Genomic DNA, 18,574 nt, shown 5'->3' with positions numbered 1-18,574 from the left:
CGCTCCAGGGGGAGCGAACGAGAACCCGAGGGGGAACTCCCGATGGAAACCCGCAACCCACGCCGCTGGTGGATCCTGGTCGTGCTCTGCCTCAGCACCCTGGTCCTGGTGGTCGACAGCATGGCGCTCACCGTGGCGGTGCCGTCCATGACCGAGGACATCGGCGCGGACGCCCAGGACATCCAGTGGATCCTGGACTCCTACATCCTCGTCTTCGCGGGACTCCTGCTCACCTCGGGAAGCCTCGGGGACCGCTTCGGCCGCCGGAAGGTCATGGTCCTCGGCCTGCTGCTGTTCGGCGCGGCCTCGCTCGCCGCCACCGTCTGCACCACCCCGGGCGAGGTGATCGCCGCCCGCGTCGCCATGGGTGTCGGCGGCGCGCTGATCATGCCCTCGACGCTCTCCCTCCTCATCACCGTCTTCGACGAGGACGAGCGGCCCCGCGCCATGGCCGCCTGGGGCTCCGTGTCCATGCTGGGCCTCGTCGGCAGCCCCGTCCTCGGCGGCGTCCTGATCGACCACTTCTCCTGGCACTCGATCTTCTTCATCAACGTCCCGGTCGTCGTGCTCGCCGTCGCCGCCGCCCTCACCCTGATGCCCGAGTCCAAGGGCCCCTGGCAGAAGCCCGACCCGCTCGGCGCGCTCCTCTCCGCCGTCGGCATGACGGCCCTGATCTGGTGGATCATCGAGATCCCGCAGCACGGCGCCTTCGAGGGCCGCTCGCTCCTCACCCTCGCGGTCGCCGTCGTCACCCTCGGCGGATTCGTGGTCTGGGAGAACGTCACCCCGGCGCCGATGGTCCCGCTGGTCCTCTTCAAGCACCGCAACTTCAGCGGCGGTTCGCTCTCCCTGACCCTCGTGCAGATCGGCAACGGCGGACTGCTGCTCGTCCTCACCCAGTACCTTCAGTTCGTCCTCGGCTACTCGCCCGTCAAGGCCGGCCTCGCCTTCGTCCCGCTCGCCGTCGCCGCCCTCCTCGGCAACGGCGCGGGTGCCGGACTCGCCGCGAGGACCGGCAACCGGCCCCTGATCCTCGGCGGCATGCTCGTCATGGCCGCCTCCTTCGCCCTGCTCACCACCGTCGACGCCCGGTCCGGCTTCACCGTCCCGGCCGTCGCCCTCGGTCTGCTCGGCCTCGGCGCCGGCCTGGCGATGCCGGCCGCCGTCGGCGCCCTGATGAGCACCATCCCCGAGGAGAAGGCGGGCGTCGGCTCGGCGCTCAACGACACCATCCAGCAGGCCGGCACGGCGCTCGGCATCGCCATCCTCGGCTCGCTCCTCACCAGCACCTACGCCTCCGAGATGCCGGCCGACGCCCCCGAGCAGGCCAAGCAGTCCATCGGCGGCGCGCTCGCCGCGGCCCGGGGCGACGCCGGCCTGGTCGCCGCCGCCCGCGAGGCCTTCACCTCCTCGATGTCCACCACCTTCACCATCAGCGCCGTCGGAGTCCTCGCGGCCGCCGTCCTCGCCACCCTGGTGATGCGCGACGCCAAGGCCGCCCCCGTCGCCACCGGGGCGGAGGACAGGGAGCTCGCGGCCTGACCCGCCCGAGGTCCGCGAGGAAGGGCCGGTGCCTCCGGGCACCGGCCCTTCCGTCTGCCCCACATGGATGCTGTTCGCCGAATGTGTGGAGTGTTCGTACGGAGCACGGCGGTTCGTCCCCACATAGTGCGGGCATGACACCCACCCCCACCCGGACCCGGGCCCGGTCCCGCAGGGCCCTGCTCTGCGCTGCCCTCCTCGCGCTCACGGTCCAGGCCGGCGCGGCCGCCCCCGTCCTCGCCCAGGACCCCGCGGGCCCCGGAGGCCCCGGCGGGCGCGACTGCGTGCGCACCGAGCGGCCCCTGGACGGCAAGGCCCGCCGCGTCCTGGACATCACCCGCAAGGCCAAGAGCGACCTCAAGCTGAACTCCGTCGAGGTCAAGGTGACCCTCGACGGACGCGAGGTCCTCACCGACGCCCTCGGCGAGTCCATGACCGGCGTCCCCGCCGAGCCCGACATGCACTTCCGGGCCGGATCCGTGGCCTTCGCCCACATCGGCACGCTCCTCCTCCAGCTCGTCGAGGACGGCACGGTCGACCTCGACGCCACCGTGCGGCAGTGGCTCCCCGACGTCCCCAAGGCGAACCTCATCACCCTGCGGATGCTGGCCACCAACACGACCGGCCTCCACGACTACGTCACCGACCCGGCCTTCGGCGCCGAGCTGGAGACGCACCCGTTCCGCCAGTGGACCCCGGACCAGCTCCTCGCGTACCCGTACAGCCACTCCTTCTGGTACGAGCCGGGCACCAGCTGGAGCTACTCGCACGCCAACTACCTCCTCCTCGTCCAGGCCCTGGAGAAGATCACCGGAACCCGGATCGACCGCCTGGTGAGGGAGCGGGTCACCGGCCCCCTCGGGCTGCGCGACACCCGGAACAACTTCACCCCGGACATCCCGAGCCCGGTCCTGCACGCCTTCACCTCGGACCGCGGCCTCTACGAGGAGTCCACCTTCTGGAACCCCTCCTGGACCACCGCACCGGGCGCCGTCATCACCACCGACATCTGCGACCTGGCCACCTCCGCGCGGGCGATCGGCAGCGGCGAACTCCTCTCGCCCCGCTCGTACCGCACCCTGCTGAACCCGGGCACCGTCGGCCTCGGCGGCGCCAGCCCCACCTGCCCGGCGTCGATCTGCCTGAAGCAGACCCCGGCCAAGCACTTCGGCCTCGGCGTCATCGTCGTCAACGGCTGGGTGCTGCAGAACCCGTCGTTCTCCGGGTACGCGGCGATCCAGGCGTACCTCCCGTCGAAGCGGCTCGCCATCGCGGTCTCCTCGACGAAGACCCCGACCACCCCCGACGGCAACACGGCCGAGGTGGTCGCCCGGCGGATCGCCGCCGCGCTCGCACCGAACGACCCCCTCGCGATCTTCTGAGCCCCCGTCACCCCGCCTCCCGAGGAACCCTGGTGCCGCCGGGCGGCGGCACCAGGGCCCGGATCAGGCGAGGACGGGCAGCGCGGGCGACGGCCGCCGCCGCACGGGGGCGTCCGCCCCGGCCGGTTCGGCCCGGGCGCGCTCCTCGCCCGCGCTCAGGAGCGCGACCAGGGAGGCGCGGGCCCGGGCGACCCGGGACCGTATCGTGCCGACCGGACAGCCCGCCGCCTCCGCCGCCTCCGCGTAGGACAGGCCGAGGAGCTGGGTCAGGACGAAGGCCTCCCGGCGCTCCTCCGGGATCGCCGCCAGGAGCTCCGCGAGGGCGACGCCGTCCTCGAACCCGGGAAGCCCGCGCGGCTGCGCCCGCTCGGCCGCCGTCTGCCAGTCGTCCTGGTCGGAGAGGCGGGGCCGGGCCGCCGCGCGCCGCAGGCTGTCCACGACCGTGCGACGGGCGATGGTGAGGAGCCACGTCCGCGCCGAGGAACGTCCCTCGAAGCGGGGCAGCGCGGTGAGCGCCCGCAGGAAGACCTCCTGCGTGAGGTCGTCGGCGGCCTGCCGGTCGGCGCTCAGGTACGCCACGTACCGCCAGACGTCCCGGTGCAGCGCCCGCACGAAGAGATCGGTCTGGGAGGGGCCGCCGTCCCGGGCGGCCAGCGCGAGCCGGGTGGTCGCCGCGTCGCTCTCCGCCGAGGGCAGGGCGCGCGTCGAGCTTGTGCGTGCTTTCACAAGCGGGGGGTGGGCGGGGGAGGGCAGGGCAGGAGTCATCGCCACAGGTCCTTAGGGCAAGAGGGGTCCGGCGCGCCGTCAGGGCGCCTCCGGTGCGTCGTACGGCCCGCCGAGGAGCGGGCCGATGCCCGGGGCGGGACACACGGGTGTCCTTCGCCCCCGGGGATCCGGCTGTCAGAGGACAGCGGTCGCCCGGGGAGGCCCTCTCGTGAGCAGCGTGCGGGCGAGGAGGAGCCGCCGGGGGACCCGCCCGGCACCGGGCCGCGCACGGCGGACCCGCGGCCGGTCCGCGGCCGGGGGTGCCGCCGCCAGGAGCAGCCCGAGCAGACCCGGCAGGCCGAGCGGCCGCAGCAGCCCGGCGGGAGCGGCGCGCAGCAGACGGAACGCGGCCCGTTCGCCGTACGCGAGCCAGAGGCCGCTGAGCAGCGCGGCGAGGAGGTGGGCGGCGAGCATGCCGGCCGAGGAGGTCATGTCCGTCATGTCGTGCCCGGCGGACCCGGCGGCGGGGGGCGCCGCGGTCAGGTGTCCCATGACCATGGCGGCCGACGCCCCGTGGTCCATGTGACCCATGTGGCCCATGTCCATCGACCCCATGGCCATGTGAGGCATCGTCATGGGGTCCATGCCCGTGTGAGGCATCGTCATGGGGGCCATCGCCATGTCGCCGTGGCCCGCGCCCGCGCGGCCGGCCGGGAGCGCCCCCGCCGCCGACTGGGACCACGAGAAGGCCAGGTGCAGCGCGGACTGGACGGCGACGGCGGCGGAGGTCACGGCCAGGAGCCCGCGCTCACGCCCGCCCAGCGCCCAGGCGACCACCAGCGTCCCGGCGAGACCCGCCCCGAGCGTCCGGGCGGGCACGGCGTGGCCCGACATGAGGATGTGGCCGAGGGCCGCGAGCAGCACGCAGACGGCCGCGAACATCGCGGCGCGCACGGCTCGGGAACATCGGCCTGGTGTCATGGCGCGCCCATCCTTGCACCCCTTTCGGAGGCGTACGGGCGGGCCTCGGCCGCCGGGGCCGCCCCCTCGACCCGTCCGGCACATGCCTACGCGAGATGTGGTGCGTCCCACAAGACCACCCCGGGAACTCCCCCGACGCGGGGCACGACTTCTCCGGTCGGCGGCCGACGCGTCCGGGTCTCGGCCGCCACCGGAAGGGGAGGCGCGTGAGGACCGAGAGGACGGCGACGGAAGCGTCGCCCGGACACGGACACCCCGGCCGGGGCCTGACCGCGCTGCTCACGACCGCCATGGCCTTCTCGATGATGCAGCTCTTCCTGCTGGGCGCCCTCGGGCCCCGGCTGGTCGACCGACTCGGCGTCACGGAGACCGAGTTGGGCCTGACGACGACCGTCGGGTTCGGCGCGGCGGCCGTGCTGTCGCCCGTCGGCGGCCGGATCGTCGACCGGGGCGGCCCGCGCCGCTCCCTGGTCGCCCTGCTCCTGCTCTCGGCCGCGGCGCTCGGACTCATCGCCGCCGCCCCGGGCGTGGGCCTGCTGCTCGCCGCCGTCGCCCTCGGCGGAGTGCCGCAGGCCCTGGCCAACCCGGCGACCAACCAGGCGATCCTGGCCGCCGTGCCCGCCGCGCGGCGGGGTGCGGTGACCGGGACGAAGCAGTCCGGCGTGCAACTCGGAGCCTTCGCCGCCGGACTGCCGCTCGCCACGGCGGCCGGTCTCGTCGGCTGGCGGGGCGCGGTCGGGGTGGCGGCGGGCGCGGCACTCCTGGCCGCTCTGTGGGCATGGCGGTCGCTGCCGGCGGACGCGGAGCCTCCGGCGGGCCGCGCACCCGCGCCCGGCGGGACGCGGGCCGGGAAGTCCGGCGGACCCGTGCCCTGGCTGGCCGGCTTCTCGCTGTTCCTGGGCGCCGGGATCGCGTCCGTGAACACGTACCTCGTCCTGTTCGGCGTCCAGCGCCTCGGCCTGGGCCCGGCCGTGGCAGGCGCGCTGATCGCCGTGCTAGGCGTCGCCGGCATCGCGGGACGCGTCGGCTGGTCGCGGGCGGCCGTGCCCGGCCGGGCCGAGTGGCTCCCGGGCGGCCTCGCGGTCGGCGCGGTCGGCGCGGCGGCGCTCCTGGTCGCCGCCCCGTACGCGGAACCGCTGGTCTGGGTGGCCGCGGTGGCGGTGGGCGTGTGCGCGGTGTCCGGCAACGCGGTCTCCATGGTGCTGGTCATGCAGCGCTCGGCACCGGGCCGGGCCGGGCGGGACTCGGCCCGCGTCGCCGCCGGGTTCTTCGCCGGGTTCGCCCTCGGGCCGCCGCTCTTCGGGCGGCTCGCCGAGAGCGGCCGGTACGGGACCGGCTGGGGCCTGGTCGCCGCCGAGTTCGCCCTGGCCGGAGCGGTCGCCCTGACCTGGGCGGCCCGGGACCGCTGGACGGGGAAGGGTGAGCGATGACGGGGCTCGGGTGGGCGGAGGCGGCGTGGGACGGTGAGACGGCTCGTGACCGCCGGACGCGGAAGGGTGCGGCGCGATGACGGGACTCGGCTGGACGGAAGTGGCGTGGGACGCGGTGGTGTGGGTGGTCGGTGAGAGGGCCCGGGACCGCCGGACGCGGAAGGGTGCGGCGCGATGACGGGACTCGGCTGGGCGGAGGCGGCGTGGGACGCGGTGCTGCGGGGGGTCGGTGAGACGGCCCGGCAGGTGGGGGACCGTTTCCCGCTGTACGCGGACCCCGTCGACGGGCGCTGGACCACGACCGGGCGGGGCTCCTGGACCGGCGGGTTCTGGGCCGGCCTGCTGCGGCTGCGGGCGTTGCGCACGGGCGAGCCGGCCGACCGCGCGGCGGCGGCCGCGTGCACCGCCCGCCTCGTGCCCTGGGCGGAGGCGGACACCGCGACCCGGGGCCTGATCCTCTGGTACGGAACGGCACTCGGCGGCGCCGAGGCCGGGCTCCTGCGGGAGCGGGCCGCCGCCTCCGCCCTCGCCGCGTACGACCCCGGCCTCGGACTCGTCCCCTGGGGAGCGGCGCTCGGCGGCCCCCGGGCGCGGGCCCGCGCGGACGGCGTCCCCGGCCTCGTCCCGCTGCTCGCCTCCTCGGGGCCGGACGGAGAAGCGGCGGCCGCCGGCCATCTGCACCGCCACCTCGACCTGTGCCTCGACGGAGCCCCAGCCGAACGACCGAGCCCGGCCTGGGAGTTCATGGACGGAAGCGGCTGGCGCGCCTGCCCCGACCCGGAGCCCGGGTGGACCCGGGGCGAGGCATGGCTGCTCCTGGCCGTCGCCGACGCGCTGCTCCGCGCCCGGCCCGCCCGAGACACCCTCTGGCGGCCGGAGCGACTGCGCGAGGCCGCCGAACTGCTCATCAAGCAGGGGGAGTTCCTTGACGGCCCGCTCGTCCCGCCGGCCCGCGCCCACCACCCGGACGGCCCCCTCGACACCTCCGCCGCCGCCATCGGCGCCGTCGCCCTGCTGAAGCTGGCCCACCTGCCCGGACCGGAGGCGGCCGCCCACCGCACGCGCGCCGAGTCCGTCCTCCGGCACCTGACCCGGCGGCACCTCGCCCGGCCGGGCGGGACGCACCCGGCCGGGCTGCTGCGGGACGGCTGCTACGACGCCGCCTCGGGCACGGCCGTCCGCCACGCCCTCGTCTGGGGCGACTTCTTCCTGGCCCTCGGCCTCGGCGCCCTGCTCGACCGGGTGGACCTCCGGCGGGTGTAGGCCGGCGGGACGTCGGACGGACCTTCGGCGGGTGTGGGGCGGCCCGACGCCGGGCGGACCTCCGCCAGAGGGAGAGGGCCACGGCCCCCCGCTCCGCGTCAGCCCCGCGCCCGCAGGACGCGCCGGGCGACCGAGGTCACGTGCAGCTCGTCGGGACCGTCGAGCACCCGGGCCGTCCTGCCGGTGCGCAGCAGCGCGGGCAGCGGCGTGTCGGGACCGAGCCCCGCCGCGCCGTGCACCTGGACGGCGCGGTCCGCCACCGACTGGAGGGTCCGGGCGGCGGCGGTCTTCGCGAGACCCGTCTCCACGTGCGCGTCCCGGCCCGAGGCGACCAGTTCCATCGCCTCGTACACCAGGGGGCGGGTCGTCCGCAGGGCGAGCAGGGCCTCGAACACGTGCTGCTGGACCAGCGGTTGATCGGCCAGCGGACCCCGCACCCCCGCGCGGGAGCGGGCCCGCGCGCACATCAGGTCGAAGGCGCGCTGGGCCTGCCCGATCCAGCGCAGCGCCCGCAGGGTCCGGCCCAGCTGGAGCCGCTCCCCGGCGACGGCGATGGCCCGGCCCGGCTCCCCGACGACGTGGTCCCCGGGGACGACGACACCGTCGAACGCGATCTCGTACTGCCCTCCGGCGCCGAGCACCGGCAGCTCGCGCACCACCCGGAACCCGGGCGCGGACGTGGGCACCAGCAGCAGCGACAGGCCGTCCCGGTCGCCCGGAGACCCGCTCGTCCGCGCGAGCACCGTCACCAGGTCCGCGTCACCCGCGCCCGAGACGAACCACTTCCGGCCCGTCACCCTCCACACCCCGCCCGGACGCCGCTCCGCCCGCGTGGCGGTGAGCACCGGTTCGCTCCCCGGGACGTCCGGCTCCGTCATCGCGTAACACGTCCGCAGCCGGCCGGAGACCAGGGGCCCCAGGACCTCCTCCCGCACGGCGGGCGCCGCGTGCCGGGCCAGCATCGTCACGTCGAGCAGCGTCGCCGAACCCAGGGCGGCCGGGCCGTGGTCGCTGGCGCCCTCGGCCTCCGCCACCGGGGCGTACACGGCCAGCGGCAGGCCGCCGCCGCCCAGCTCGGCGGGCAACGGCAGTGCCCAGAGGCCGCGTTCCCGCGCCTCGGCGCGCAGCCGGGTCCGCACGGCCGAGGCGTCCGCACCGCCCGCGTCGAGCCGCGCTTCGTACGGGATCACCCGCTCCCGCACGAACTCCGCCACCCTCGGGCGCCATTCCTCCGCACCCGGCACCGCGCCACCGCCGACCGTCACGCCCTCGCTCCGCTCTCCTCGTCCCGCTCCGGGAACTCGGCAGAACACCCGTCCGACTGTCTGCCCGGGGAAGGGGTCGGGCGGACCGGCCCGGCGGTTCCCCGCTCCGTACGGACCACAGCGCGGGCCACCGCCGCGCGACGAGAGGAGAGGCATGGCGTCCCCAGCGACCCCGCAGACCGTCCGGCCGCTCGACACCCTGGCCTTCCACGTGACCGGACCCCCGCCGCTGACCCGGGTCGTCGAGGACCACCTCGGACGGCTCGGCGCCCGGCGCCGGCACGCGGCCACCGACGAACGGGGCACCACGCCCGCCGACGAAGCGCTGACCGTCCTCACCGGCGACGGCCTCGCCCCCGTCACGGCCCGCACCCGCTGGGGCCCGCCCGGCTCCGGCCTGGTCGACGAGGCCACCGTCCAGGCGGCGACCGGCGTCATGGGCGTCCACGGGCGGCGCGAGGGGGCCCCGCGCGGGCTCGCCGCCGACTACCTGGCCACCGCCACCGGCGTCCTCACCGTGCAGGGCCTGCTCGCGGACCTCATCGGCCGGGCGCGCGGCGGCGGGTCGTCCGGGACCCTCACCACCAGTGCCGACCGGGCCGGACTCCTCGTCGTCTCCCAGTACCTCGCCGCCGCCGGGGCCGACGAGGCGGAGGCCGCCGAACTCACCCCGGGCGGACCGCCCTTCACCTCAGCCGACGGAGTGACGTTCGAGCTGGAGACGCTCGACCCGGGCGCCTGGGCCGCCTTCTGGCGGGCCCTCGGCGCCCCCGCCGCCGCGATACGCGACGGATGGCGGCCCTTCCAGTTCCGCTACGCCACCGCCTGCGCGCCCTTCCCCGCCGCCCTGCACGTCGTGACCCTGGCCCACCCGATGGAGCGCCTCCGACGCGCAGCCGCCCTGTCCGGCGCCCAGGTGTGCCCCTTGCGCACGCTCGCCGAGCGCGCCGGGGAGGACGACGGGGCGGACCCGTGGGCCCTCCGGCTCCTCGGACCGGGCCGGGTGTCCCCCCGGACGACGGAGACCGCCCGCCCGGCGGCCGGACGCCCCCTCACCGGTCTCACCGTCCTGGAGGCGGGGCGGCGGATCCAGGCGCCGCTCGCCGCGCACCTGCTCGGACTGCTCGGCGCCGAGGTGATCCGGATCGAGCCGCCGGGCGGCGACCCCCTGCGCGGGATGCCACCCGCCTGCTCCGGCGTCTCCGCCCGCTGGCTGGCGCTCAACCGGGGCAAGGAGGCCGTCGAGATCGACATCACGTCGGAGCGCGAGCGAGGCCGGCTGCGGGAACTGGCCGCCGGAGCCGATGTGTTCCTGCACAACTGGGCGCCCGGCAAGGCCGCCGCGCTCGGCCTCGACGCCGAGGACCTGGCCGCCGTCAACCCCGCGCTCGTGCACGCCTACACCAGCGGCTGGGCCGACCGGATCGAGGACGCCCCCCTGGGCACGGACTTCATGGTCCAGGCCCGCACCGGCACCGGCGAGGCCGTCCGCCCGGCGGGGGAACCGCCCGCGCCGTCCCTCATGACGCTCCTCGACGTCCTCGGCGGGCTCCTCGGCGCCGAGGCGGTCCTCGCGGGCCTGCTGCTCCGTGAACGCACCGGGCGGGGCGTCCGCGTCGACTCCTCGCTGCTCGGCGCCGCCGACACCCTCACCCGGCCCGCGCTCGACCGGGCCCGGCGGGGGCACGACCCGCGCCGCCCGCGCGGCTTCCGGCACCCCTCGCGCACCGCCGAGGGCTGGGTCGCCGCCACCGACGCCTGCGCCCCGGCCGCCGCCGCGTACGACCTGACGGAGCTCTCCACCCGGGAGGCCCTGGAGCAGCTGGACCGGCACGGACTGGCCGCGACCCGCGTCACGACCGACCTGAACGAGCTGCACCACGACCCGCGTCTGTCCGGCCCGATCGGCCGGGACGCGCACGGCGCCCCCGCCGTCCCCGACCCCTGGAGCCACGCATGACCCCTCACCGGATCACGCCGCACCCCGTCGAGACGCCCCCGACACCCACCCGAGGCCCGACGGCACCGCAGCCCCCTGAAGCACGGACACCCCCGGCGCCGGGGACGCGCGCCGGAGCGCTCCCGGCGCCGCCCGACGGCGTCGCCGCTCCCGCCGCCGAGGCCGGGGTGCCTTCGTCATCGCCGCCCGGGGTCGCCGCACCCGCCGCCGAGGCCGGAGCGCTCCCGGCGCCGCCCGACGCCCCCTCCGCACCCGCCGCCGAGCGTCTCGTGCTGCGGGATCTGCTCCCCGCCGCCCTGCGCCGCGCCTGGGCGGCCGACGGCAGTTGTCCCGACCTCGATCTGTACGGCCTGTTCCGCGCGCGCCGGATCGCCGAACCGCACCGCACGGCCCTCCTCGACGCCGAGGGCGCGCTCAGCTACGCCGCCCTCGACCGCGGGGCCCGCTGTCTCGCCGCCGGGCTCGCCGGGCTCGGCATCGGGCCGGGCGATGTCGTCGGCGTCCAGCTCCCCAACCACCGCGACGCCGTCGTCGCCGACCTGGCGCTCGCCGCCCTCGGCGCCGTCGCCCTGCCGTTCCCGGTGGGACGCGGCGTACGGGAGGCCGAGAGCCTGCTCGGCCGGGCCCGCGCCGTCGCCGTCCTCGCCGCCACCGCCCACCGCGGCGCGCACCCCGCCGCCGACCTGCACGCCCTGCGGACCGCGCTGCCCGCCCTGCGGCACGTCGTCGCCGCCGGGCCGGGCCCCGCGCCCGGGGGGACCGTGCCGCTGGCCCGCCTCCTGCGCACCGACGCCACCGGATTCGCGCCCGCCCGGCCCGACCCCGAGTCCGCCGCCCGGATCCTGGTCTCGTCCGGCTCCGAGGCGGAGCCGAAGATGGTCGCGTACTCGCACAACGCCCTCGCCGGCGGCCGGGGCAACTTCCTGGCCTCGCTGATCCCCGACGGGACCCCGCCGCGCTGCCTGTTCCTCGTCCCGCTCGCGTCGGCGTTCGGCTCCAACGGCACCGCCGTGACGCTCGCCCGGCACGGCGGAACCCTCGTCCTGCTGGACCACTTCACCCCGGACGCGGCGCTCGCCGCGATCCGCGCGCACGCGCCGACCCACGTCCTCGGCGTCCCCACGATGGTCCGCATGATGCTGGAGCGCCTGGAACGGGAGCCGGCCGGCACGGATCCGCCGCCGGCTCCCACCGCGCTGGTGCTCGGCGGCGCCCCGCTCGACGCGCGGACGGCCGGGGCGGCGGCCGAGGCCTTCGGCTGCGCGGTGGTCAACCTGTACGGCTCCGCCGACGGCGTCAACTGCCACACCGGGCTCGGCGAGGCCCTGCCGCCCGCCGACGGCACCGGTGTCCTCGCGGGACGCCCCGACCCCCGGGTCACGGACATCCGCATCGCCGACCCCGACACCCACCGGCCCCTCCCGGACGGAGCCGTCGGCGAGATCCTGTCCCGGGGGCCGATGACCCCGCTCTGCTACGTGGGCGCGCCCGAACTCGACGCCCGCCACCGCACGGAGGACGGCTGGGTCCGTACCGGGGACCTCGGCCTCCTCGACGCCGACGGCCTGCTGCACGTGGTCGGGCGGCTCAAGGACGTCGTCATCCGGGGCGGCGCCAACATCAGCCCGGCGGAGGTGGAGCGCGCGCTCGCCGGACATCCCCGGATCCGGGACGTGGTCTGCGTCGGGGTCCCGGACCCGCTGATGGGGGAGCGGCTCGCGGCCTGTGTCGTGCCCGCGGGCGACGGCCCCGCGCCCGCCCTCGACACTCTCGGCGCGTTCCTGACGGGTCTTGGCCTCGAACCGCGCAAGCACCCCGAACGGCTGCTCGTCGTCGCCGAACTGCCCCTCACGGCCGCGGGCAAGCCCGACCGCGCGGCCCTCGCCCACCGAGCGGCGACGGCCGAGCCCGGGCCGGTAGCGACGTGCGAGTTCTCGCGCGCCGCCGCCCGACGCGAACGGGCCCAATGACGCCGGGGCCTCGCGCGGCGCCGTGCGACGAGGCCCCACGCGAAGGGGCCCGGTGACACCGGTCACCTGGCCCCTCGTGGCGGACCGGCGGCCACCTGCGGACCCCTACGACCCCAGCGCCTTCTTCAGCTCGGCGGCGGCCCCCCGGTACACCTCCACCAGATCCAGGCTCTCGTCCGGGTAGTTGACGATCTCCACCTGCTCGGCGCCGGAGTCCGGCAGGACCGTCCCGGTGGACATGTGGGCGTTGTCCAGGACGAACCCCGGCTTCCGGGCGGACAGTTCCGCCAGCTGCGCGGGGGTGACGGCCTCGGGCCCGTACGTGCCGACCGGTGTGACGCCCGCCAGCTTCGCCGACCACGCGGTGAAGACCTGGGTGACGACGACGGGGCTCCGGCCGCCCGGCCAGGCGGCCTTCAGCTCCCCGCCGAGCCGGTCGTACTCGCGGTCGAAGCCCTTCCGCCACGCCGCCGCCGCGTTCCCGGTGCCGAACAGCCCGGCGAGCCGCGTCACTTCGGCCCGTACGCGGTCCGGGTCGTTGTCGAGGTTCACCTCCACGAGCCTCGCCTTCGACCCGGCGGCCTCCTTGATCTTTCCGGCGTACGGCTCGAAGGGCGCGTACAGCACGAAGTCCGCCCCGGCGACCGCCGCGAGGTCCGAGGGCTTCGGGTCGTAGTCGGGTGCGTGGTGCACCGAGCGGGGGACGATGACCGTGACGTCCTCGGCGCCCGCGGCCCGGGCGAACGCGCCCTCCCAGGTCGTCGTCACGACGACCGACGGACCGGCGGCCCCCGTCCCGTCGGACGACCGGGCCGGGGCCTGCCCACCGCAGCCCGCGGTGAACAGGAGCGCGGCGCTCAGTGCGAGGAGCGGGCCGAGGGAAGCGATGTGGACGCGGGTGCGCGCCATGAGCGGTTTCTCCGTTCGGGGAGCAGATGGACGGCGAGGGCGACCGCGCCCGCCGTCAGGACGAGGACCGGTCCCGGCGGCCAGTCCAGCCGCAGGGCCACGAGGAAGCCGGTCAGATTGACCGCCACCCCGATGCCGATCGCCCACAGGGTGATCGACCTCAGCGAGCCGCCGAGCCGCCGGGCGGCCAGCGCGGGAAGCAGGGTCAGGGCGTCGACGAGCAGCGCCCCGGTGAGCCGGATGGCACCGGCCACCGCGACGGCCACCAGCACCAGGAGGGCCGTCGTGAGCGCCCGGACGGGGACGCCCGAGCACTCGGCGAGCTCCCGGTCGTACAGCAGCAGCCCGATCTCGCGCCGCCGCCACCAGAAGAGTCCGGGCACGACGACGGCGAGCACGCCGAGGACGACGAGGTCCGGAGTGCCGACGGACAGGATGGAGCCCCAGAGCAGCGCGAAGGCGCCCGAGGCGTTGACCCCCGACACGGCGAGCACCAGCAGCGCCGCGGCGATGGCCAGGCTCATCAACAGGCCCATGGCGCCGGAGAGTCCGCCGGGCGTGCGGGCCAGCGGGGCGATCCCGGCTCCGGAGAGCGCGCAGGCGACCAGGGCGCAGACCATCGGGTCGATCCCGGTGACCAGGCCGACCGCGATCCCGAGCAGCGCCACGTGCATCATCGCGAACCGCACCGGCATGATGTCCAGGCCGACGATCACGACGCCGACCACCGGCAGGGCGATCGCCGCGACGAGCAGTGCCAGCCCGGCCCGCTGCACGGGGACGAGCTGGAGCAGGGTGCCGAGGTCGGCGGAGGCGAGCACCGTCCCTGCCGGCGCGGACACGGGTCCCGCGCTCACCGGACCTCCCGGAGGCGTCCGGCCGCCATCTCCAGGACCCGGTCGCAGCGCGCGGCGAGGGCCCGGTCGTGCGTCACCACCACCAGCGTGACGGGGAGCGCGGTGAGCAGGTCGGCGGCCTCCTCCTGCCCGTCGAAGTCGAGGGCGGCGGTCGGTTCGTCGGCGAGCAGCACGCCCGCCCCCGCGGCCACGGCGCCGACCGCCCTCGCCACGTACATGCGCTGCAACTGCCCGCCGGAGAGCGTGTCGAGCGACCGCCGGGCGAGGCCCGCCACGCCCAGCAGCTCCGCCGCCTCAGCCGCCGCGGCGGGACCGGAGCCGCTGGCGAGGAGCTCCTCGCCGAGCAGGGGGAAGCGGCCCACGGCCGGTTTCTGCGGGATCCAGGCGCAGGCCCGGCGCCGCCACGCCCAGCCGGCCGCCGAGCGGGCCTCGCGGCCCCCGACCTCGACGGTCCCGGCGACCTGCCGGTGCAGGCCGAGGACGGCGCGCAGCAGGGTCGTCTTGCCGGACCCGTTCGTGCCGGTCAGCGCGACGCGCTCACCCGCGGCGACGTCCAGGTCGACCCCGCCGACCGTCTCGCTGCGGCCGTGCCGGCAGGAGAACCCGCGCATCCGTATGTCCAGTCCGCCCATCCACCCGTCCCGTTCGCGTCCCGCCGGGCCCTCCGCCGGGGCCGTCGGTCCTGGAGGAGTCGTACGCGGGGCGTGTCGGGTTCCCGCGCGGCGGCGGGCAGATGGTTGTGTCGGGGGCTCAGCCCCGCACTCAGGAGGAGAACGGCATGCGGATCCACGTGACCAGCGTCTTCGTCGACGACCAGGACAAGGCCCTCGGCTTCTACACGGAGAAGCTGGGCTTCGTGAAGAAGACGGAGGTGCCGCTCGGCGACTACCGCTGGCTGACCGTGGTGTCGCCGGACGCCCCCGAGGGCACCGAGCTGCTCCTGGAGCCGGACGCGCACCCCGCCGCCAGGGCGTACGCGCACGCCCTGCTCGCGGACGGCATCCCGGCCACGTCCTTCGCCGTGGACGACGTCCGCGCGGAGTACGAGCGGCTGAGCTCCCTCGGGGTCCGCTTCACCCAGGAGCCGACGGAGGCGGGGCCGGTCGTCACGGCGGTCCTGGACGACACCTGCGGCAACCTGATCCAGATCGTGCAGCTGCCCTGATCCGCCGGGGAGGCGGTGGTGGGGCCGCCCGCCTCCCCGGAGGGGTCAGGCGGCGGGCTTTCCGGGCTGGTCGTGGGTCGAGCAGTGGATGCCGCCGCCGCCCGAGGCGATGGTGTCGATCTGGAGCTGGACGACCTCCCGCTTCGGGAAGTGCTCCTGGAGGATCCCGCGCGCGCGGTCGTCGGCCTTCCGATCGCCGAACTTCGGCAGGAAGACGGAGTCGTTGGCGACGTAGAAGTTCGCGTACGTCGACACGAAGTCGTCGCCCTCGCCGGTGATGAGGTCGAGGTCGGGCTGCGGCAGGTCGATGATCTCGAACCGCCGTCCCCGGGCGTCGGTGGCCTTCTCCAGGACGGCGCGGGCCTGGTCGGCCGAGCGGGACCAGGAGTCCGGGGGAGAGCCGGGGAAGGCCTGGTCGAGGAGGACCACGCCGGGCGCGGTGAACCGCACGAGGCTGTCGACGTGCGCGTCGGTGATGTCCTGGCCGCGGACGCCCGCCAGCCAGACCACCTTCTCCACGCCGAGCGTCTCGATCAGCTCGTCCTCGATCTGGTCCCGGGTCTTGCCGCGGTTGCGGTTGTTGTTCACGATCGAGCTCTCGGTGACGAGGAGGGTGCCCTCGCCGTCGGTCTCGAAGGAGCCGCCCTCGGCGGTGAGCGGAGCCACCTCGCGGGGGATGTCGTACTTGGCGAGCAGCCTGCGGCCGACCAGGGCGTCGTTGTCGTGGGTCTGCTTGTTGCCCCAGCCGTTGAAGTTGAAGTCGATGCCGACGAGCTCGTCGCCGTCCTCGACGAAGACGGGGACGGTGTCGCGGGCCCACAGGTCGTCGACGGGCATCGGGATGACCTCGACCCGCGAGCCGCACGCCCGCTGGGCGGCGGGCAGCTGCTCCGGGCGGGCCATCATGACGACCGCCTCGTACTCCCCGACGGCCCGGGCGATGCGGGCGATGTCCTCGCGCACGTAGGGCAGCTCGTCGCCCCAGACGGAGTCGAGGGCGGGCCAGGACATGAAGGTGCGGGTGTGGCTCTCCCACTCGGCGCCGAAGCGGCGCTCGGAGTCCTGGGCGCCGGGGCTGCTGCTCGTCCCGGCGGCGGCGCCGCCCTGGGCTGACTCCCCGGGGCCGCAGGCGGCGGCGCCGAGGGCGAGCGCGCCGCCGATTCCGGCGAACGTCCGCAGGGCCGTGCGGCGGGAGGGGTGCGGGTGGGACACGGTGTGCTCCGATCATGGGCGGGCGAGACGGTCCGGCGCCGGGGGCGTGTGACGCGCGGCGGCGGGAATCGCTGGCCTGGCCTCACGCGGGTCGCGGGCGCCCGGGTACGGGCGGCGCGGTGGGCGTGAGTGGGGGTGGCCGTACCTCCCACTCTGACACTGACCGGATTTTCAGTCAAACGGCCGCGCGGCGTGGCGGATCCGGTGTCGCCCGGTCGGCGGACGGGGTGAAGGGTGGCGCACGGCCCTTGTGTGGCAAGGCCCACGGACCGGCGCACTCGTGTCGTATTGACTGAAACTTTGGTCAAAGGCACGATCGTGTCCATGTCCTCCACGTACCCTCCCGGGCCACGGCCGGCCCACGCGCCGCCCGCGCCCGACGACCCCCGAGAGATCGGCGGCTACCGGATCCAGGCCCGGCTCGGCGCCGGCGGCATGGGCGTCGTCTACCTCGCCCACACCCCGGGCGGGCGGCCCATCGCCCTCAAGGCGGTGCGCGAGGACTTCGCCGCCGACCCCGAGTTCCGGCTGCGGTTCGCCCAGGAGGTCGCCAGCGCGAGCCGCATCCACGGCCTCTTCACCGCGCAGGTCGTGGACCACGGAGCCGACGACCCCGTCCCCTGGCTCGCCACCGCCTACGTCCCCGGACCTTCGCTCCAACAGGTCGTCGAGCGCCACGGCCCGCTCCCCGTGCGCACGGTGCTGCTCCTCGTCGCCGGGATCGCCGAGGCCCTCCAGGCCATCCACTCCGCGGGCGTCGTCCACCGCGACCTCAAGCCCGCGAACGTCCTGATCGCCGAGGATGGCCCCCGCGTCATCGACTTCGGCATCGCGCGGGCCGCCGACGCCACCGGACTCACCGGCACCGGCCTGCGGATCGGCACCGCCGCCTACATGGCGCCCGAGCAGGCCCTCGGCCTCGCCGTGACGCCCGCCACCGACGTCTTCGCCCTCGGCGCCCTCGCCGCCTACGTCGCCGGGGGAGCGCTGCCGTTCGGCACCGGTCCCGAGTCGGCCGCGCTCTACCGCGTGGTGCACGAGCCGCCCGACCTCACCCAGGTCCCCGCCGACCTCCACGCCCTCCTCGAACGCTGCCTCGCCAAGCGGCCGGAGGACCGTCCCGTACCGGCCGAGCTGATCGCCGCCGCGCACGCCCACCCGGCCGTGGGCCCCGCCCCGGAGTTCACCGAGGGCTGGCTGCCGGGCGCCGTCCGGCAGGAGCTGCCGGGTGGCGCGGCCCCCGTCCGCACGCCGTCGCTCCACGACCGCCCCACCCACGCGGGCCCGGCCGCCCCGGTCCCCACCCAGCGGGTGCCCGAGCCCCCCACCGGCACCGACCGCGCCCCCGGCGACGCACGACCGGCGCGCCGGGCCCGGCGCCGGCGCGGCCGCACGGCCCTGATCGCCGGCGCCGTCACCCTCGGCCTGCTCGCGGCGGCGGGCGGCGCCGTGTACTACCTGGACGGGACGGGGACGGGCCCCTCGTTCACGCCCGGGTACGCCGACGTCGAGCTGACCGCCCCCGACCACGGCTACGAGTTCGACCTCGGCGCCGGGAAGGTGGTGCCCGCCGAGACCTCCGACTGGTACCTGAGCCGCGACAAGGACGCGCTCGTCCTGCCCGAGGAGGCGGACGCCTTCGTCGCCTCCGGGTACGTGCTGAGTCCCGAGGACTGCGACCGGGGCATCGAGACGGAACCCGTCACGAGCCTGCCCCTCGACGACCTCGCCGACGAGCGGCCGTTCTGCGTCCGCAGCCCCGACGGCGGGCGGCTCGTCATCGGCCGGCTCGTCGACGGGGGGCCGGGCGAGGGTCCGGTCTCGGTGGTCCTCAGCCAGTACAGGAAGGACGGCTGAGCGCCCGTACAGGAAGGACGGCCGAGCCGCAGCACCGGAGGGACGGCTGAGCGGCGCCGGTCCCGGCCGGGGCGGC

The 18,574-nt window shown here is 76.2% G+C and carries 15 protein-coding genes; 8 read left to right on the top strand and 7 right to left on the bottom strand.

All coding sequences use genetic code 11. The features are described 5' to 3' along the window. Positions 1 to 42 precede the first annotated feature (42 nt). Together ACFYXU_RS26225 and ACFYXU_RS26220 are read left to right on the top strand one after the other, a co-directional pair. Positions 43 to 1,542, top strand: a complete 1,500-nt coding sequence (locus tag ACFYXU_RS26225) for an MFS transporter (RefSeq protein ID WP_389460226.1) — start codon at positions 43 to 45, stop codon at positions 1,540 to 1,542. Between the two features lie 134 nt (positions 1,543 to 1,676). Further along, on the top strand, positions 1,677 to 2,924 hold the full coding sequence (locus tag ACFYXU_RS26220) for a serine hydrolase domain-containing protein (protein ID WP_389460224.1): 1,248 nt from the start codon (positions 1,677 to 1,679) through the stop codon (positions 2,922 to 2,924). A 63-nt stretch (positions 2,925 to 2,987) separates the two neighbouring features. Here the strand turns inward: ACFYXU_RS26220 and ACFYXU_RS26215 are convergent, their stop codons facing one another. Then, the gene (locus ACFYXU_RS26215; protein WP_389460222.1) at positions 2,988 to 3,689 is read right to left on the bottom strand and encodes a sigma-70 family RNA polymerase sigma factor; all 702 of its coding nucleotides are present in this window, start codon (positions 3,687 to 3,689) and stop codon (positions 2,988 to 2,990) included. Positions 3,690 to 3,824: 135 nt separating this feature from the next. Next, positions 3,825 to 4,610 (bottom strand): hypothetical protein, encoded by a 786-nt coding sequence (locus ACFYXU_RS26210; RefSeq protein WP_389460220.1) that lies wholly within the window; start codon positions 4,608 to 4,610, stop codon positions 3,825 to 3,827. 290 nt (positions 4,611 to 4,900) lie between these two features. Here ACFYXU_RS26210 and ACFYXU_RS26205 point away from each other — a divergent pair, with 290 nt between their 5' ends. Next, on the top strand, positions 4,901 to 6,040 hold the full coding sequence (locus ACFYXU_RS26205; RefSeq protein WP_389460554.1) for an MFS transporter: 1,140 nt from the start codon (positions 4,901 to 4,903) through the stop codon (positions 6,038 to 6,040). A 174-nt stretch (positions 6,041 to 6,214) separates the two neighbouring features. Further along, entirely contained in the window at positions 6,215 to 7,303 is a 1,089-nt protein-coding gene (locus ACFYXU_RS26200; RefSeq protein WP_389460218.1) for a sugar ABC transporter permease, read from the top strand. A gap of 98 nt (positions 7,304 to 7,401) precedes the next feature. Here the strand turns inward: ACFYXU_RS26200 and ACFYXU_RS26195 are convergent, their stop codons facing one another. After that, positions 7,402 to 8,568, bottom strand: coding sequence for an acyl-CoA dehydrogenase family protein (locus tag ACFYXU_RS26195; protein WP_389460216.1), 1,167 nt, complete (start codon positions 8,566 to 8,568; stop codon positions 7,402 to 7,404). A gap of 154 nt (positions 8,569 to 8,722) precedes the next feature. Here ACFYXU_RS26195 and ACFYXU_RS26190 point away from each other — a divergent pair, with 154 nt between their 5' ends. Both ACFYXU_RS26190 and ACFYXU_RS26185 read left to right on the top strand, forming a co-directional pair. Beyond that, on the top strand, positions 8,723 to 10,528 hold the full coding sequence (locus ACFYXU_RS26190; RefSeq protein WP_389460214.1) for a CoA transferase: 1,806 nt from the start codon (positions 8,723 to 8,725) through the stop codon (positions 10,526 to 10,528). After that, complete coding sequence (locus ACFYXU_RS26185; RefSeq protein WP_389460212.1) at positions 10,525 to 12,498, top strand: class I adenylate-forming enzyme family protein; 1,974 nt, start codon at positions 10,525 to 10,527, stop codon at positions 12,496 to 12,498. Before ACFYXU_RS26190 ends, ACFYXU_RS26185 begins: the two co-directional genes overlap by 4 nt. 105 nt (positions 12,499 to 12,603) lie before the next feature. Here the strand turns inward: ACFYXU_RS26185 and ACFYXU_RS26180 are convergent, their stop codons facing one another. From ACFYXU_RS26180 to ACFYXU_RS26170, 3 genes are read right to left on the bottom strand one after another with little or no spacing between them, the layout of a single operon-like run. Further along, positions 12,604 to 13,407, bottom strand: coding sequence for an ABC transporter substrate-binding protein (locus ACFYXU_RS26180; protein WP_389460210.1), 804 nt, complete (start codon positions 13,405 to 13,407; stop codon positions 12,604 to 12,606). Further along, on the bottom strand, positions 13,356 to 14,264 hold the full coding sequence (locus ACFYXU_RS26175; RefSeq protein WP_389460208.1) for a metal ABC transporter permease: 909 nt from the start codon (positions 14,262 to 14,264) through the stop codon (positions 13,356 to 13,358). The genes ACFYXU_RS26180 and ACFYXU_RS26175 overlap by 52 nt, the downstream gene beginning before the upstream one ends. Next, on the bottom strand, positions 14,261 to 14,896 hold the full coding sequence (locus ACFYXU_RS26170; RefSeq protein WP_389460206.1) for an ATP-binding cassette domain-containing protein: 636 nt from the start codon (positions 14,894 to 14,896) through the stop codon (positions 14,261 to 14,263). Before ACFYXU_RS26170 ends, ACFYXU_RS26175 begins: the two co-directional genes overlap by 4 nt. A 146-nt stretch (positions 14,897 to 15,042) precedes the next feature. Here ACFYXU_RS26170 and ACFYXU_RS26165 point away from each other — a divergent pair, with 146 nt between their 5' ends. Beyond that, positions 15,043 to 15,429, top strand: coding sequence for a VOC family protein (locus ACFYXU_RS26165; RefSeq protein ID WP_329852005.1), 387 nt, complete (start codon positions 15,043 to 15,045; stop codon positions 15,427 to 15,429). Positions 15,430 to 15,474: 45 nt separating this feature from the next. On the opposite strand, the gene ACFYXU_RS26160 is transcribed toward ACFYXU_RS26165, so the two are convergent. Further along, the gene (locus ACFYXU_RS26160) at positions 15,475 to 16,641 is read right to left on the bottom strand and encodes an agmatine deiminase family protein (protein ID WP_361397508.1); all 1,167 of its coding nucleotides are present in this window, start codon (positions 16,639 to 16,641) and stop codon (positions 15,475 to 15,477) included. Positions 16,642 to 16,965: 324 nt separating this feature from the next. Here ACFYXU_RS26160 and ACFYXU_RS26155 point away from each other — a divergent pair, with 324 nt between their 5' ends. Continuing rightward, positions 16,966 to 18,498, top strand: coding sequence for a serine/threonine-protein kinase (locus ACFYXU_RS26155; RefSeq protein WP_389460204.1), 1,533 nt, complete (start codon positions 16,966 to 16,968; stop codon positions 18,496 to 18,498). Positions 18,499 to 18,574: the final 76 nt, after the last annotated feature.

Origin of the sequence: Streptomyces sp. NPDC002232 (assembly GCF_042890295.1) — a bacterium.
Taxonomy (GTDB): Bacteria; Actinomycetota; Actinomycetes; order Streptomycetales; family Streptomycetaceae; genus Streptomyces.
Note: the sequence above shows the minus strand (reverse complement) of the source record. Positions and strands in the feature narration are given on the sequence as shown.

Coding starts and splice junctions, on each gene's coding strand:
- ACFYXU_RS26225 (WP_389460226.1), top strand. CDS start 43: ATGGAAACCCGCAACCCACGCCGCTGGTGGATCCTGGTCGTGCTCTGC.
- ACFYXU_RS26190 (WP_389460214.1), top strand. CDS start 8,723: ATGGCGTCCCCAGCGACCCCGCAGACCGTCCGGCCGCTCGACACCCTG.
- ACFYXU_RS26215 (WP_389460222.1), bottom strand. CDS start 3,689: ATGACTCCTGCCCTGCCCTCCCCCGCCCACCCCCCGCTTGTGAAAGCA.
- ACFYXU_RS26210 (WP_389460220.1), bottom strand. CDS start 4,610: ATGACACCAGGCCGATGTTCCCGAGCCGTGCGCGCCGCGATGTTCGCG.
- ACFYXU_RS26155 (WP_389460204.1), top strand. CDS start 16,966: ATGTCCTCCACGTACCCTCCCGGGCCACGGCCGGCCCACGCGCCGCCC.
- ACFYXU_RS26220 (WP_389460224.1), top strand. CDS start 1,677: ATGACACCCACCCCCACCCGGACCCGGGCCCGGTCCCGCAGGGCCCTG.
- ACFYXU_RS26205 (WP_389460554.1), top strand. CDS start 4,901: ATGGCCTTCTCGATGATGCAGCTCTTCCTGCTGGGCGCCCTCGGGCCC.
- ACFYXU_RS26200 (WP_389460218.1), top strand. CDS start 6,215: ATGACGGGACTCGGCTGGGCGGAGGCGGCGTGGGACGCGGTGCTGCGG.
- ACFYXU_RS26170 (WP_389460206.1), bottom strand. CDS start 14,896: ATGGGCGGACTGGACATACGGATGCGCGGGTTCTCCTGCCGGCACGGC.
- ACFYXU_RS26180 (WP_389460210.1), bottom strand. CDS start 13,407: ATGGCGCGCACCCGCGTCCACATCGCTTCCCTCGGCCCGCTCCTCGCA.
- ACFYXU_RS26185 (WP_389460212.1), top strand. CDS start 10,525: ATGACCCCTCACCGGATCACGCCGCACCCCGTCGAGACGCCCCCGACA.
- ACFYXU_RS26165 (WP_329852005.1), top strand. CDS start 15,043: ATGCGGATCCACGTGACCAGCGTCTTCGTCGACGACCAGGACAAGGCC.